The sequence below is a fragment of the Embleya sp. AB8 genome, from assembly GCF_049739465.1.
Classification (GTDB): Bacteria; Actinomycetota; Actinomycetes; order Streptomycetales; family Streptomycetaceae; genus Embleya.
In genome coordinates this window covers 116630-131895 of sequence record NZ_JBMHHY010000032.1, presented here as the reverse complement: position 1 = coordinate 131895, position 15266 = coordinate 116630, and the positions used below count along the sequence as shown (strand labels likewise).

12 protein-coding genes and 1 pseudogene are annotated in these 15266 nt (G+C 67.5%); 7 read left to right on the top strand and 6 right to left on the bottom strand.

All coding sequences use genetic code 11. The annotated features are described in order from the left end of the window. Nucleotides 1-131 precede the first annotated feature (131 nt). Nucleotides 132-908, bottom strand: coding sequence for a methyltransferase domain-containing protein (locus ABIA38_RS37325; RefSeq protein WP_424643417.1), 777 nt, complete (start codon nt 906-908; stop codon nt 132-134). A gap of 473 nt (nt 909-1381) precedes the next feature. Here ABIA38_RS37325 and ABIA38_RS37320 point away from each other — a divergent pair. Continuing rightward, nucleotides 1382-2908: pseudogene (locus tag ABIA38_RS37320) on the top strand (zeta toxin family protein); the annotation flags it as partial. A 679-nt stretch (nt 2909-3587) separates the two neighbouring features. On the opposite strand, the gene ABIA38_RS37315 reads toward ABIA38_RS37320, so the two are convergent. Next, nucleotides 3588-4466, bottom strand: a complete 879-nt coding sequence (locus ABIA38_RS37315) for an alpha/beta hydrolase (protein ID WP_424643416.1) — start codon at nt 4464-4466, stop codon at nt 3588-3590. 296 nt (nt 4467-4762) lie between these two features. Here ABIA38_RS37315 and ABIA38_RS37310 point away from each other — a divergent pair, with 296 nt between their 5' ends. From ABIA38_RS37310 to ABIA38_RS37300, 3 genes are all read left to right on the top strand, one after another. Then, nucleotides 4763-5311, top strand: coding sequence for a DUF1062 domain-containing protein (locus tag ABIA38_RS37310; protein ID WP_424643415.1), 549 nt, complete (start codon nt 4763-4765; stop codon nt 5309-5311). Nucleotides 5312-6749: 1438 nt separating this feature from the next. Beyond that, complete coding sequence (locus tag ABIA38_RS37305; RefSeq protein ID WP_424643414.1) at nt 6750-7268, top strand: RNA polymerase sigma factor; 519 nt, start codon at nt 6750-6752, stop codon at nt 7266-7268. After that, complete coding sequence (locus ABIA38_RS37300; RefSeq protein ID WP_424643413.1) at nt 7249-8004, top strand: hypothetical protein; 756 nt, start codon at nt 7249-7251, stop codon at nt 8002-8004. Before ABIA38_RS37305 ends, ABIA38_RS37300 begins: the two co-directional genes overlap by 20 nt. A 54-nt stretch (nt 8005-8058) precedes the next feature. Here ABIA38_RS37300 and ABIA38_RS37295 read toward each other — a convergent pair whose 3' ends face one another. The 3 genes from ABIA38_RS37295 to ABIA38_RS37285 form a co-directional block, all read right to left on the bottom strand. After that, entirely contained in the window at nt 8059-9276 is a 1218-nt protein-coding gene (locus ABIA38_RS37295) for a hypothetical protein (RefSeq protein ID WP_424643412.1), read from the bottom strand. A gap of 467 nt (nt 9277-9743) precedes the next feature. After that, nucleotides 9744-10193, bottom strand: coding sequence for a hypothetical protein (locus tag ABIA38_RS37290; protein ID WP_424643411.1), 450 nt, complete (start codon nt 10191-10193; stop codon nt 9744-9746). Nucleotides 10194-10594: 401 nt separating this feature from the next. Continuing rightward, nucleotides 10595-11113 carry a phosphotransferase family protein gene (locus ABIA38_RS37285; RefSeq protein ID WP_424643410.1) on the bottom strand — a complete coding sequence of 173 codons (519 nt, stop codon included), beginning with the start codon at nt 11111-11113 and terminating at the stop codon, nt 10595-10597. Between the two features lie 900 nt (nt 11114-12013). Between ABIA38_RS37285 and ABIA38_RS37280 the strand changes: the two genes are divergently transcribed. From ABIA38_RS37280 to ABIA38_RS37270, 3 genes are all read left to right on the top strand, one after another. Next, nucleotides 12014-12946, top strand: a complete 933-nt coding sequence (locus tag ABIA38_RS37280; protein WP_424643409.1) for a helix-turn-helix domain-containing protein — start codon at nt 12014-12016, stop codon at nt 12944-12946. Further along, nucleotides 12943-13125, top strand: a complete 183-nt coding sequence (locus ABIA38_RS37275) for a DUF397 domain-containing protein (RefSeq protein ID WP_424643408.1) — start codon at nt 12943-12945, stop codon at nt 13123-13125. Before ABIA38_RS37280 ends, ABIA38_RS37275 begins: the two co-directional genes overlap by 4 nt. 419 nt (nt 13126-13544) lie before the next feature. Next, nucleotides 13545-13742 carry a DUF397 domain-containing protein gene (locus ABIA38_RS37270; RefSeq protein ID WP_424643407.1) on the top strand — a complete coding sequence of 66 codons (198 nt, stop codon included), beginning with the start codon at nt 13545-13547 and terminating at the stop codon, nt 13740-13742. Between the two features lie 368 nt (nt 13743-14110). On the opposite strand, the gene ABIA38_RS37265 is transcribed toward ABIA38_RS37270, so the two are convergent. Beyond that, on the bottom strand, nt 14111-15127 hold the full coding sequence (locus ABIA38_RS37265) for an ArsR/SmtB family transcription factor (RefSeq protein WP_424643420.1): 1017 nt from the start codon (nt 15125-15127) through the stop codon (nt 14111-14113). Between the last annotated feature and the right edge of the window lie 139 nt (nt 15128-15266).

Genomic DNA, 15266 nt, shown 5'->3' with positions numbered 1-15266 from the left:
AAGCACCAAGCAAAAACCCCGGCCCCGGAGGGGACGAGCAACGACGACACGGCGGCCACCCCCCACGACCCGGCCCCGCCGAACGGACCCAGGGCGACTGCGAAAAGGGTGCGCCGCACGACGCCAAGCGGCTATGACTCGGCCACGACGATATAGAACGTCACCGCCGCGAGGAACGAGCCGCCATCGAGGTGGTCCAGCCAGCGTCGTGCCGCCTCTTCGGTGAAGTACCCGGCAGCGACGGCGCGTTGTGTGGTGCGTTCCAATCCGAGGATCTGGTCGGCAGTCCGGACATCTCGGAAGACCGGCGTTACCGGGATGACCGTGGGCACCGCAAAGCCCACCTCCGCCGCCAGCCGTGGAAGCTGGCTGCCGATACGGGCATTGCGGATTACTTTGTCCGTGACGTACTGGGTGTAGGCGTGCGACAGGGTGACGTCCGGATGGTCGATGGTCAGGGTGTCCCAGTTGGGCTCGCCCATGATGACCCGTCCGCCGGGCCGCAGTACGCGGTGGATTTCGCGGAGCGCCAGTACAGGATTGGCGACGTGTTGCAGGACCCGGTCGGTGCGGGCGCGGTCCGCCGTGCGGTCCGCCAGCCGCAGGTCGTGGATATCGCCGAGGTGAACGGTGACAGAGTCCCGGTCGGCGCTGCGCTCTCTGGCTGCGTCGACTGCGGTCTGATCGTGGTCGATGCCGATCACTGCGCCCGTCGTCGTGACAGCATCGGCGAGTGCGCCGAGATCGGTGCCCGGGCCGCAACCGAGATCCACCACCGTTTGGCCCGGTCGGACGTCGAGCTCATCGAGCATGCGTCCCTTGTAAGAGCGGCCAAGGTCGGTCACGGCGAGACGGTCGAGGTAGACGAGCGAGTCAGGGGTTGTTGTCTCGAACACCGGTGAGGTCATGACCGCCAGTCAATCAACTCTCCCGATTCGGCGGGGTTCCACTGCGAGTTCGCCGAGCCCTCCACCGTCGTGCGGGCCGAATTCCGCGCCGGTTGGCGGCTCCGTCAACCCCGACGGAGTCTCCAGTCGAGGTCCTCCTCTGTCCCCCCGAAACCCGTCTCCTCGCCCTCATCTGGTCCTCATCTGTTCCTTATCGCCCGTCCCGCCCTCCCGGCCGCAACGCACGAAACCGCGCAAAAACCCGCCACGTTCACCACGCCCGCCATACCCGCCACACCCGCCACACCCGCCACACCCGACGCCAACGCGGGCGCAGCCGTGCACGCCGGACCAGTGGCGGGATCGGCGCGGGCGGGAGAGGCTCGACGTCCGACCCGTCCACCCACTCGCGAACCGACAACCTCGACCGCTCGTCCTGCCTGTCGAGTTCCCCGCTCCCCGAGTGTTGCGCCGAACAACCGTCAGGAGGATCCGTGGGGGAGAGCGATGTCCTGTTGCCCGACCACGAGTTCCACCAGGTGTTGGCCGACCGGATCCTGCCGACCTGGACAGCCGGCGCCGTCTGCCAGGACCGGCCGGTGGTGGTGTTCGTGGCGGGTCAGCCGGGCAGCGGGAAGACCGCGATCGCTGACCTCGTCCGTCCGGTGCTCGATCGTCGGGGCGGTGCGGTTCGGATCGGAGCCGACTTGTACAAGAGCCTCCACCGCCACTATGCCGAGGCGTTGGCGCGGGACGTCCGTACCGCGGGCGCGGTGGTGCGTGCCGACACCCGCCGTTGGCAGGCCGAACTCGAGGCCCACGTACGCGATCGGGGTTTCGACGCGGTGGTGGAGACGGCGTTGGCCGACGTCGACACGTTTCGCGTCGATGTGGCTGCCTATCGCCGGGCCGGGTTCCGGGTCGAGGTCCTCGCGTTGGCCACACCGGAGGCCTGGAGCCAGTTGGGGATCCTGGCTCGATACGTCACCGGTGCGGTGGACGGCAGGGGTCGGTACGTGTCGTGGGACAACCACGACGCCTGCGCGCGGGCGTTACCACGGGTCCTGGCGGTGGTCGAGGCCGAGGGCCTGGCGGATCGGGTCACCGTGGTGCGGCGTGACGCGAGTGTGGTGTACGCGAACGAGGCGGGCGCGGACGGCGAATGGGTCCGCGCGCCGGGAGCCGACGCGGCCCTGGTCGCGGAGCGGACCAGGCCGTGGACCGCACCGGAGACGATCCGATTCCGGGCCGAGTTGATCGACACCGACCGGCGCCTGCATCGCGAACCGCCGGCCGAGGACCACCGCCTGGCCGTCCGGCGTGACGCGGACCGCGCCGCGGCCCTGGCCGAGCCGGTCCGGCGGATCGCCCGGGCGATCGCCGAGCCGCCCGGCGTCGACTACCACCGCTTGTCCACCGCCGAACACACGAGGATTTTCGACGAGTTGCTCGTTCCGAAGATGGGGGAGGTCACCGCGCACGAGCGCCCGGTGGCGGTGTACATCATGGGCCAGCCGGGCGCGGGCAAGACCCGCGCGGCGCACCTGGCCCACCGCGCCATGCGCCACCGCCGACCCGTCCGGATCACCGCCGAGGACTTCAAGGCGGCTCACCCCGACTATCCGCAACTGCTCCGGGAACACCCCCGCACTGCGGGCGAACGTATTCGTGTCGACTACCGGGCCTGGCGCGACCAGGCCATGGCGTACGTCCGTGCGCGCCGCGGCGACATGATCGTGGAGATCTCCCCGGGCAGCGCCGAAGCGTTCCTCGCCGACGTCGCCGCGGACCGCCGCGCCGGTTACCGAATCGAACTCGTCGTCCTGGCCGTTCGCGAGGCGGACAGTCGCCAGGGCACCGCCGCCCGCTACGCCGAGGTGAGCGGGTCCGGCCCGGCCCGGTTCACCACGGTCTCGGGGCACGACCGGTGCCTGCGCGCGGTCCTGGACTCGGTCCACGTCGCCGAGCACGGTGCGTCGGTGGACTCGGTGACGGTCATGCGGCGGGACCACACGGCGGTCTATCGCAACGAGCTTGGCCTCGATGGTCGGTGGGCTCACTCGACCGGTGCCGTGTGGGCGTTGCTGGGCGAGCAGCGGCGTCCCTACACCCCGGGCGAGGCGGCCGAGTTCCTGTCGATCCACCGGCGGTTGACGGCGGTGTTGCCGCAGCACCGGTCCGAGTTGGCGGACATCGCCCGGCTGGCCGCACCCCTGATGCCCGCGACGGCGCGACCCCGGCCCCTCGCCACGCCCACGTCACGGGCCGGGCTGCCCGTCCCGTCTCCGCGGACCGCGTCGAAGAAGCCCGCCGGTGCTCCGCTCACCGGCGGGAGCGCGGCCACCCAGCCCAACCCACCCACAAGCTCCGGAGCAAGCTCCGCTGGCGCGCCGGCAACCAGACCACCCAGGCCGTACGCGACCACGAGGAGGCATGGCCGGCCGGCGCCGATCGTTGGTATCCGATCGGCGCCGGCAGCCGCCGCGGATGAGGCGGTGACGGTCGCGACCAGTGACGGTTCGGTGGCGAACGCCCCCCGCGCCGGACCGCCACACCCAGCGCGACGCACCACAGCCCATGTCCGTCGAGATCGACCGCGACCACGACCACACGCCGACACCAACTGCCCTGCCAAAACCCGTGAACCTGGACGACAGACAGCAAGTCGTTCGTCGTTGTCCGCACGCTTCCACAGACCGGTCAGCTGCCGGCGCGAAGAAGATCTCCGGTCAGCGCGGCAACGATGTACGGCCACGCGGCGGCACCGAGCGCCGCGTCGGCCTCCGCCGTGCCACCGTAATGGAACCGGTCGGAGTGCCCGGCGGGCCCTTCCCCGGGCAGCCGGGGACGATGCCCGGCGTCGAGCGAGGTGACAAGCCTGGCCGGGCGCCCCACCGAAGCGCGGCGCGCGGCCAGTTCCCGCGCGAAGACCAGCGACGGCCACATGCGATCGTCCCCACCCGCCACGAGCACAACCCGAGCGGCGGACCGCTCGATCGGAATCACGGCCGCGCGCGCAGCCTCGGCACACGCCTGCCGACTCTGCTCGTACAGGGTCCGACAGGACACCGGCTCACCTTCCGCCTCGACAGGAGTCCAGCCGCCGTCGTAGGCGACGAACGGAACGGGCTTGCCCTTCCACGTCCAGGACGACCGATAGGGATAGGTCCGACCGTCCGCGCCGGGGCCGACGTTCGCCCAGACCACGGAGGTGGGAGACAGGGCCGCCACCGCATCGACGCGTGGATCGTGGACGGCCGTCAGGAGTGCCGCTTCAGCTCCCTTGGAAACCCCAAGGACGCCGACTCGCCCTCCTGCCTTGACTTTGACCCGCAGAAGGTCGATCGCCTCAACAAACCTCTCCAGCGGAATCTCGCAGATTCCCGGCGCCTGGCCATCACCACCGAACCAACGAATCGACAACGCAGTCATCCCGGCGCGGGCGAGCACACGGCAACGTTCGGCGTCGACGCGGCCACTGGAACCGGCCAACACCAGCACACCCGCCCTGCTGCCGCCCACCGGCTCGACCAGCAAACCCTCGCAAGGCCCGCTGATCGTGCGTTCGATGATCTCCATGACCCTCCCTGGGACGTCACACGCCTTGCGATCGTCTCAGGAGGCACCGAACCGCCCCCTACAGAGCAGACGTTGCCCGGCCCGCGCACTGGTGCCGCGCCCGGCGGTGAGGCGCTCGAAAACCGGTGGAGCAGCACCGCCGCGCGCCATTACCCTGCCGCCGAACCAAGTCGTCCAGGCAAGGACCTGCCGTTGTACACCGTGTGAGACCTCCCGAGTGCTGATTCGTCGCGCGTCGCGCATGTGCGCCGCGCTGCTTTTTGCTGCGGACTTCTCACTGGAACCGGTGTACTTCTGTGCTCGAAAACTGGGTGGTCATACCCACCTGCCTGCCACTCGTACTCCGCCGTTGCCACGCGTGCGCGTCCGAGCGCTTCCGGGCAAGCGGCAGATTTCGCGTCAACGCCAACCACAAGCTCATCGACGCCTGGCTCCTCGCGCTCTGTACCGCGTGCGGGGAAACCGCGAAGCTCACGGTCCTGGAGCGCGGGAAAGTGCGCTCCGTACGACCCGAACTGCTGGACCGGCTGCACGACAACGACCCCGGCCTGACCGCCGAGTTGCTCCAGGATCCGGTCGTGCAGCGCCGCAATCGCATCGCCCTCGACTGGGACAACGCCTGGCGCCTCGACACCGGCGGATCGCAGCACCCGGACCGCGAGGTGATCGACGTCTCGGTCCGCTTCACCGCCCGGATCCCCGTCCGGCCGGTGCGACTGATCGCCGAAGGATGCGGTCTCTCACGAGCCGAGGTCGAGAGACTGATCACGGAGGGGAAACTCGTCTCGGCAGTCCGGCTGACCGGCAAGGTGTCCGACGACTTCACCTTCACGCTCAAGCACTGAGCCCTCCCCGAGGCCAGGCGAATTCCAGGGGCCTGTCCGGCAAGACCCGCCGAACAGACCCCTGGTCCGGTTCTTTACCGTTCTCGTGCCTCACCGCCCTGCGCTGACCCCAACGCAGCGTGACCCACCAAGCCGCAAACCTTTCCACTCGCAACACGCTCCGGCTTCGCCCGATTGGCCGGCTCGTGTTCGGGTACGCATGCGACTCGTCGGCCAAGTCTGTCCAGTGCCCGATTTCCCGTCGGAACGCGGCCTGTTCAGCCCTGTCGAGCCTCGATAGTCGACCGAGGAGCACGAAACCCGCACTCGCCGACCTGCGCAGCTCAGGCGCCAGGCAAAACCGCAGGTCACCAACAGCCCCAAGCCCTGGGGGCCTCGTCGGGATCCGGTTTCGGACCCGACGGGAGCCGTGACAGGCTGCGGAACAAGCTTGGCCTCGGGCACCGGGCCCGCCGCCCGGACAACGGCCCCCGACCACGAATCGGGGAAGCCGACCCCGGCAGCAACGGCCACGTAGTGGACGGGCAGCACGGATGCGGAGCACCAAGCAAAAAACCCCGGCCGCGGAGCGGACGTGCAACGACGAGACGGCGGCAGCCGCCACGAGACGGCCCCGCCGACCAGACCCAGGGCTACCACGGCAACAGCCCAACAGCACGACACCAAGCGGCCAACCGCCCCCGACCACGAACCAGCCAAGCCGACCAGGGCAGCAGCGACCACTCAGTTCATCGCCATGCTGGAGAAAGTCAGCGTGCGCGGACCGGCTGGCCGCCCGCGCACCCGACCGGGCGCGCCAGGAGTGCCTTGTTGTCGAGGCGCTCCCAGCGATACCTACGTCAATCGCCCGGCTGGCAGCAACGGAGGTTCCGCCCACCCCACCACCACACCCAACGGACAACCGACCCGCTCAAGGTCAGGTCAGGTCAGGTCAGGTCAAACAACGACGCGAACCACGCCTAACCGACCGCCGGTTGGAACGTCGCCAACATGCCCTTGGCCACCGCGCTCAAGTCCGCGATGACGCCGTCGTCCGCTCGCATCGCCGTCCTCCCCACCGACGTACCTCCCGCTCCGGTACAGAATCGGCAGCGGCCGAAGGACCACGTCCCCTCCGGAAGATCCCCACGCCCATCCACATGCCGAACCCACGAACCCACCACGACCGGCAACTCACCGCCGGCCCGAGACTCTCGACTCTCCATCGCTGCCTCACCGTACCGCGCACGTGTGTACCGCCGGTGATCATACGCACCGGCGCGAACTCGATGCCGAAGGTCGAATCGGGATCGGTGCGGAAGAACCCCGGAAACTTGCCGGCCGACGTTGCCAACCTGTCGCGCGGGTTGTTCGTTCTTTAGGGGTGTGACGGAAACGGTGACGACGAGGGGCCGAACGCACTGGCGAGGGAGGGCGGATGGGCGTTGACGGGGAAGTAGTGCAGTCCCTGGTGGCCACTCGTGGTCAGGCACTCAAGCGATACGCCTTTCTGTTGTGTGGGAACGACGATCGGGCCGACGATCTGGTGCAGGAGGCCTTGGTGCGCACCCTTGCCCGGCGTCATCCGCACGATCTCGCGGAGTTGGAGGCATACATTCGCCGGGCAATCGTCAACCTCGTGATCGACGAGTCCCGACGGGCGGGTCGATGGGCACGATTGCGACCGATATTCCGCACGCGACAGGCGTCGTTCGACGAAGAGGGACCGGAGTCGCAGGTATCCGCGCGGTTGTGGACGCGCGAACTATTGGGGCGATTGCCCCCGGGACAACGGACCTGCCTGGTCCTGTACTACCTGGAGGACCTTCCGGTTGCCGACATCGCGAACCTCTTGGGGTGTGGTCAGGGGTCGGTCAAGAGCCAGCTGAGCGCCGCGCGCGGCGCGTTGCGGCGGATGTCGACGAGCGCGGACACGACGAACACCGAGGAGGAAGATCATGAGTTCGAACGGAGATGACATCCGCCGGACCCTGGACACCCTCTCCCGTGAGGCGAGCCCGCTCCGGGAGATGTCCCGAGAGGCTCTGATGGCGGAAGCCGACCGGCGACGGCGACGCCGCCGGTTGCGCATCGCGGGGGCCGCGACGGCCATGGCGGTGACGGTGTGTGGCGTGGGGGTGTTCGCCGCGGTCGTGCGCAAGTCCCCGTCTCCCGACCGGTCGGCCGGCGCGCCGGTCCTCGGCAGCGTGCCGTCATGGGGGGCTCAGGAGCCGGGCCTGTTCACGTGCGGTCAACCGATCGGACTTCCTACCGCCGAGCGGTTCGACGGATTCGCTCTGTCGCCGCTGACCGTCGAGCGTCCCGTCGAGACATCGGACGGTCCGCCGCGCGTTACGACCACTCTGGGCCCGCCTTCGGCCACGGGGTTGGACGCCACCGAGGTGTATCCGACCGTGTTGGTGCTGCGGGACGGGGTCGTGGTGGGTGGCCCGGTCCAGGCCGGGGCGCTCCCACCCGGGCGTCCGCTGCGCAGCCCGGATTGGCGTCCGTCGGATCAGACGATCCGACAGGCGGCGCCGACCTGGTTGTGTGGCGGCGTGACCTGGCAGCAGGTGTGGGCGGATCCGGGGAGGTACACGGTGGCCCTCGTCATGACGCCGCCGACGGCCGACGGTAACCGACCCGTCGGCCGCGCGATCGATGCGTCCTATCCGTTGTTGATCTCGATGGCGAAGCTCGACGGGCTGCGGTGAGACGCGCTTCGTCCGGTGCAACGACGATCGTGGTCGCACCGGACGAAGGGAACGTCAGCGGACGTTGAGACGAACGGAGAATTGATCCATGATGGCGACGGCGCTCGGCCATCCGACGCTTTTACAGTTTCGGCCGTCGCAATAGAATCCGGTGCTGACGGTCCCGTTGATCTGGCGGCTGTTCGCATCGTTGATGGTGATGATCGGTCCTCCGCTGTCACCGGATGTGGCGGCGTAGTAGCCATCCCACTGGCCGCCAACCGAACCCACGATGTTCGTACCGTTCACCGGCCAGATATTGGAACCGGCGGTCCGGATGTTGCACATGACCTTGGTGTTGTAGCCCAGGTTGCAGACGAAGTCCCCGGCCACGGTGGACCGGGCGCCGTTGAGCGCGCGAGTGTAGCCGTTCTCGTCATTGCCGTCCCACGTGAAGGCACTGGTCTCGGCCTCGATGAAAGCCGCGTCGACGTTGGGGTCCTTTGCCTTGACCTGGCCGACGTACGTTCCTCCGTGTGTGTACACCTGGGTGCCGACGTCATAGCAGTGTCCTGCGGTGACCAACCATTGCCGACCGTCCCAGGTACTGATGGTCGGTATTCCACTTGTGCAGTTGGCACGTTCCGGGCTGGACCCGACGCCGAAGGCCCCTGCGGCGTAGAACGGAGGGAAGTCGTTTTCTCGGGACAGCAGCTTGCCCGCTTGTCCCTTCTCCACGCGGATGTCGAGCGCGGGGGAAGCCGTCCTGTTGCGACCCTTCGCCGCTGTCAGGAAACTGCTCGCGCTTCCTGGATCGCTTACGGAGAGAGTAATGCCTCCACCATCGCCTGCGAGACTCGCCGAATAGACCTCGAACGGCAGCGTCTTGTCGTCGAGGAATATCGATGCCTCCCGGATCATCGAGGCTTCGGAGTTCTTCCCCTGATTTACAACGATGAGCTTCGTGTCGAGTTTCGGGTATTTCTTGTGGACCTGTGCGATGAAGGCATCGGACTGCGATGTGTCGGTGAGATACACCTTGAGGACCTTGTAGTCCGCGCTCATCTCCGCCGAGGTGTAGATGTCCGCGCGCAAGTCGCGCCCCACCCGGACCACGCCGTCGGCGGCCACGCGCAGCGGCTCAAGGAGTCGCCCTTGCGCCTCTGGAGACATGGCCGCCAACACGTCCGCGGACAGCGGAGCGGGTGTTTCGGCGGTAGCGGAGTATGGCATGACTGCAATTGCCGCAAATGCAACGACGGCAGCCGAAAGGCGCTTGATATTCTTACTCATATCCCCCCCAGATTAAGCGCTCCCCATAGCGCCTGGTTGATCCGTGGAGCGTATTCAAAGAGACACGAAGAGTCAATGAAATAAATCGTCGAACCCTCGAGACACCAAATGCATGGAGCATGATTTCATCGATATCCATCATAAAGTATGTCAATTGGGTATTTTATATTCGATGCGTGAGTTCGGATGCGATCCGAAGAATCGAAAATGATCAATGGAATCTTCCACCCAAAACCCCGGCCCCGGAGGAGACGAGCAACGACGAGACGGCGGCCACCCACCACGACCCGGCCCCGCCGTACCGACCCAGGGCTGCCGTGCACCAGCCCAGCACAACGACGCCGAGCGGACAGTCGCCCCCGCCGAGAATCGGGCAAGCCGACCCGGGCCGGAACACCCGTGTCCGTACGGCAGTCCGAATGGGCAGCGCGCCAAATCACCAACAAAATCCGGAAGTTATCCGGCTCTCACCCCACCCCCTCCGGCAGGAAGGGAGGTTCCGCCCACCCCGCCACCGCACCCAACGGACAACCGACCCGCTCCAGGTCCGACAACAACGCGAACCACGCCGAACCAACCGCCGGTTGGACCGTCGCCAACATCCCCGCGTCCACCGCGCACAGCTCCGTGAGCACGCCATCCGCTCGCATCGCCGTGCCCTCCCCACCGACGTACCTCACGCTCTGGTACACAATCGGCGGCGGCAGCCGAAGGACCACCAAGTCCCCCACCCGACACGCGAATTCGATCCCACTCCGCAACCGCAGATGGACCTGCCGCCCCTGCACGTCCATCAGCACACCTTCGCGGCCCGAATACCCGTCACGACACCAAGCGTGCCGATACCGCTCGAAGAACACCCGACCCCGATCGATGTCCTCCTGCGTACTCCCCGAAGCCCGCCGCCGAGTGCTCATCGCCCGTCCCGCCCGTCCCGCCCATCCGACCGCAGCGCACGAAACCGCACCGACAACCGCCTCGCCCGCCACCACCGAAGCAACCGCAGGCGCAGCGGCAGCCGCACACGCCGAACCAGCGCCGGGGGCGGAGCGAGCGCAACGGTCTCGGCATCCACCCCATCGACCCACTCTCGAACCAGCAGACCCAACCGCTCGTCCTGCCGATCACGTTCCCCGCCCACCGTGTGCGCCGAGCGGTTTTGGGTCCATCCAAATTGATATGTCATCGTGAGTACGTGTCCTTCTGTCGGAGGCACGCGGGGGTGGGGTCCACTGGCCAAAGTCGAGCCCCACCCCTTCGCCCGTCGCCGGTCACGGTCGGGAAAGGGATTCCGCGCGCTCGCCAAGAACTCCCCCGATCACCGACCCACCTCATCCGGCGCAACCGGCACAACCGGCGCACCCACCAGGCTCAGCCACCAGGCCGCCTCGCCGCCCGACCGCGCGACCATCGCCTCGGCAAGCGCCCGCCGAGCCGAATGCGGCGTCCGACGCCACTCGGGGAATCGCCACATCCAGCGCCGGACCTCACCAAGATCGTGCCCCGCAACCAAAAGATGCGCCCCCAGAAACCCCACCTCCGCCCACCGAGGCCCGACCGCCACCTGGCCCCAATCGACCACCACCAGCCGCCCATCCGGCCGCACGATCATGTTCGCCGCTGTCAGATCGGTATGCAGCAACCGATCCCCACACAACGGCCCGGTACGCCCCGCCGGCACGTAATCCCGCAACCGCCCCACCAGAGTCGGCAATCCGGCGCTCCGTCCCGGACGAATCCGCCCGATCCGATCCACCGCGCCCACCACCTGCGCCAAATCCGGCGAGTCCAGGCCCAACTGCACCGGGCGGCCTTCGACATGCTCGAACACCAGCACCCGCCACCCGTCGACAACCCCGTGCCGCACCAACCGAGGCGACAACACCCCCGTCACCGCACTCGCCGCAACCTCACTCGTCTGCGCGCGAGCCGACCACGGCGCAGTGGCCTCCTCCGCCACCTTCACAAACAGCGGACCGGAAGCGGTCGTCACCGTCCCGGCAAAGGAACTCGTATACGGACCGACCACCGGCGCAACCGACTCCACCGGGCCGGCGACCGAGGCAATGAACTCCCTTACCTGACCGGGTAGTTCCGCCCACCCACAGCGCCGGTTCACCCCGCCTCCCGCACGCCGTCGATCTCCACGGCAAGCCGCAGACACCCCACCACAACCGGCAACCCACCGCCGCCGACCCGATACTCTTGACTCTCCATCGCTGCCTCACCGTGGTAGATGGAGGCAGCGGCCGGGCTCACGCGTGCAATCGAGACGCCCGGCCGCTGCCGGTTGAAGGAGCGGCAACGTTGCTCGCCGCTTGGCCGACGCTCGGCGCCGGCGTCCCTTCCGTCAGGCCCAATCGGCCTGCGGAGAAGAAGAATTCGATGATCAGCCGTACGCCGCCGGCTCACCGGGTGGCACGATTCCGGCTACGGATACCCGATAACCACACCGGCGGCACTCAGAGCGCGGCGCGCTTGTCGGCGCACACCTCCGGAGTAGACCCCGGCCGGCTTCCGACTTTGCCCAACCAAGAACCTCGGATCGTTCGGCCAAAGCGCTGCTCGAAGAATGCGTCGACGTCGGTGTCGCCCCCGGCGGAGGCGGCGTTTCGTAGTCGGCCATCGTGGCCCCCCAATGAGTCAGGGCAGGGCGCTGCCGGCGGCCCGAATTCACCGACGGTAGCTGTACGCTGACTCTCAGCCTGACATCTACACCAACCCTCATGCAAGTTGCATGCCTGAACTCATCAAGATAAATCACCCCAGGGGACGGTTCGTTGGGTGGCACGATGAGTCCGCAATTGGAACGAAAAGGGGATCCATGGGAACGACACCGGGGTACGCGCGCAGGCGCTTGGGCGCCAAGCTCAAGGACGGACGCAAGCGGCTCGGTTGGACGCTGGACCAGGTTGCCGCCGAGTTCGGCTGGGACGGATCGAAGGTCTCGCGCATCGAGAACGCGAAGTCCCCCATCAGTCGGCACGACATGGTCAAACTCGGCACTCTTTACGGCTTCTCGACCGCCGACTTGGACTCCATGGAGGGGTGGCGGGAGAACGGCCGGGACGTGCAGTGGTGGGCGAGCTATCGCGACATCCTGACCGGGTCCTACGAAGAACTCATCTCCCTGGAGAATGAGGCCGCCCGCATCGTAACCGCTACGAGCTGTTGGATTCCGGGCCTCCTTCAGGTACCCGCATACGCCCGGGCGGTCATCGCAGCCAGCCCGTTCGTCACGGATCCCGACGACGCATCGGCACTGGTGGAAATCCGGACCCGACGACAGAAGCTCCTCACCGACACGTCTCCTGTCGAGTACACCGCACTCCTGGGAGAGGCCCTGCTTCATGCCCGGATCGGGAGCTTGGACGTGCATCGAGAGCAGTTGGCCCACCTTCTCCAGGTAAGTAACCTTCCCAACGTGGAAGTGTTGATCGCTCCTTTTACCGCCCCGTTCCTGATCGGCGGTGAGTGCTCGATACTGGAGTTTGCGACCCCGGACGATCCGAGCGTGGTCTACGTCGAGTACCAGGACGGGGCTACGTTCAGAGAGACACACAGAGACTTGGCGCGCTTCGACCGCAAGTTGTCTCGTACCAGGGAGACATGCGTGACGGCAGAAGCAAGTCGGGCTCTGATTCAAGCGAGATTGGACGCACTGACGTGACCAAAATCGACTCCGCGCCTTGGCGGACCGCGAGCTACAGCAGCGACAACAACGCGTGCGTCGAGGCCGCCCCCTTAGCGACCAAGACCGGAGTACGCGACACCAAAGACCGCACCCGCGGCCACCTCGAAATCACCCCCACCGCCTGGACCGAACTCGTACGCGCGCTCAAAGCCTGACAACCACAACGCCGCCGATCGGTTCCGGATGAATCGCCGTTCGCCGACCCGACCGGCGGCGCACTCGTTGCGGGCACGTAGCCGGCGCACAGCTCTGACCGGCGACGGACGGTGAACTACCCGCGAGTTCGATCAGTCAGCCCGTATGGGATCCGCCGCCTCAGCGCAGGCGCGGATCACCTCCGCGTGAGGGGCGATGACGGCCTCCAGGCGCCTCCGCTTCTCCGGGTGCAAGTGGCTTATCGCCGACGCGCGTTCGGCGTACATGCCGGAGGTACACACCACACTGATCAGCGGGCCACCCGCGTGCCGGGCACCGTCGAGGCCTGTCGGCAGCAGGCACGGGATCAACTGGTGGGCGCAGCAAACGATCCGGGCGAAACAGTCACGATGCTGCAACGCATCGAAAGGGAGATGAAATGAGCACCAACCCTTCCGGCTTCACGAACGCCGTGTGGTTCAAGAGCAGCCACAGCGGTACGGACGGCTCGTGCGTCGAGACCGCCTTCCTCCCGACCATCGTGGGCGCCCGCGACTCAAAGCTCCACGACAGCCCTGTACTGGCGTTCGGGTACGACCAGTTCCGCGCGTTCATCGCCGGCGTACAGCAGGGCTGACCCGAACGGCGCCGATCGGTCCCGGGCGAATCATCGTCTCCTGGGCCGACCGGCGAGTCACCACGCGGCCGTGGCGGGCACGCCGAATCGTTGGGCCGACCGAGGCCACCGCGAAGTCGACCCGAGTGCATGGATCCAAACTCGTACGCGCGCTCAAAGCCTGACAACCACAACGCCGCCGATCGGTTCCGGATGAATCGCCGTTCGCCGACCCGACCGGCGGCGCACTCGTTGCGGGCATGTAGCCGGCGCGGCGCTGACCGGCAACACACAGCGAACCACCTTCGCGACGCCCCGAGTTCGGTCAATCAGCGCGTATCGGCTCCCCCGCCTCGGCCCTGACGGGGATCGACATCGCCCCGACAACGTCAGCAAAAGCCTGGTTCAGGGTTCGTGGCGAGCAAGTCGTGGCCGAGGCAGGTGAGTGCGTGGCGGACCTCGCGGCCGTTTCGCGTCGTGGTGATCGTCCCGGCGGCCCGCAGCGCATTGGTGTGGGCGGAGGTCGAGGACGCGGCAATGCCCAGCCGGTCCGCGAGTTCCTTGGTCGTGCACGGTCCCCGGCCGACCGCCCGCAGGGCCCTGGCGCGTGCGGGGCCGACCAGGATCACCAGCCCGTCCAGACCGGGTGCGGGCCGGTCGCGGTGGAGCCCCGGGCCGACCGGGTGGAAGAGCGCCGGCCGGCGTCCCTTCTGAAGCAGGAACCCGATCCCTTCTTCGAGGAAGACCGAGGGCCTCAGTTCCAGGCCGAGTCCGCCGAGTTCGAAGGTTTCGTCGGCCCACCTCGGCACCTCGGCATACCGGAGGGTCCCGTCGTCGTGCCAGCTGAGCCTTGGATGCAGCCCCTCCAGCAGGGCCCCGACCCCGGTCTTCGCCGCGACGTGCAGCCGACGCGAGATGTCGGCGTGTAACTGCCGTTGGATGTCCGGCCATTCGGGGGCCAGGCACTCGGTGTACAAGGCCCAGGCCGCCTTGGTCAGGCGGCGCAGCCCGTCACTACCCTCATCGCGTAACTCCTGCACGATGCGCGGGGGTTCAGACTTCCGTGTGCCGTTCCCCTCGGTATCGGCCGGGTCGCTCCGGGACTCGTAGGCACGGAACAGGTCCGCGTGAACCTGCTCGTCCGACACCGAGCGGATGGCGTCGAGTTCGTCGCCGATGAGGCGCCGTTCGCCATCGATCTCGGCACTCATGAAATCCGGAAGGCCGGACGGGCTCGCGGCACACAGTTCCATCAACGGACCCGCGCTCCGGGGCACATGGCCACGCATGCTCCGCCACCAGCGATCGCGCACCGCCGAGCCCCCGACGTAGTGGGCCGCCTCGCGCGGGATCATCCCGAGGATCAGATGGTCCATCGGAGAGGTGGCGAATCCGATCCGTGCCATGTCGGACACACCGAAAACCATTTCCTGCATGCGTCCCCCTGGTCCCGCGTGGTCGCTTCAAGCCCGAGCATGACCCAACATCCGCGCCCGAGTGGCGATTCGCGTCAATTGGGCCCACAGCCTCATACCTGGCCCCAGG

Bases quoted from the DNA above. Each gene is read 5' to 3' on its own strand.
- ABIA38_RS37325 (WP_424643417.1), bottom strand. From the start codon at position 908: ATGACCTCACCGGTGTTCGAGACAACAACCCCTGACTCGCTCGTCTAC.
- ABIA38_RS37315 (WP_424643416.1), bottom strand. From the start codon at position 4,466: ATGGAGATCATCGAACGCACGATCAGCGGGCCTTGCGAGGGTTTGCTG.
- ABIA38_RS37300 (WP_424643413.1), top strand. From the start codon at position 7,249: ATGAGTTCGAACGGAGATGACATCCGCCGGACCCTGGACACCCTCTCC.
- ABIA38_RS37295 (WP_424643412.1), bottom strand. From the start codon at position 9,276: ATGAGTAAGAATATCAAGCGCCTTTCGGCTGCCGTCGTTGCATTTGCG.
- ABIA38_RS37290 (WP_424643411.1), bottom strand. From the start codon at position 10,193: ATGAGCACTCGGCGGCGGGCTTCGGGGAGTACGCAGGAGGACATCGAT.
- ABIA38_RS37280 (WP_424643409.1), top strand. From the start codon at position 12,014: ATGCCTGAACTCATCAAGATAAATCACCCCAGGGGACGGTTCGTTGGG.
- ABIA38_RS37270 (WP_424643407.1), top strand. From the start codon at position 13,545: ATGAGCACCAACCCTTCCGGCTTCACGAACGCCGTGTGGTTCAAGAGC.
- ABIA38_RS37265 (WP_424643420.1), bottom strand. From the start codon at position 15,127: ATGGCACGGATCGGATTCGCCACCTCTCCGATGGACCATCTGATCCTC.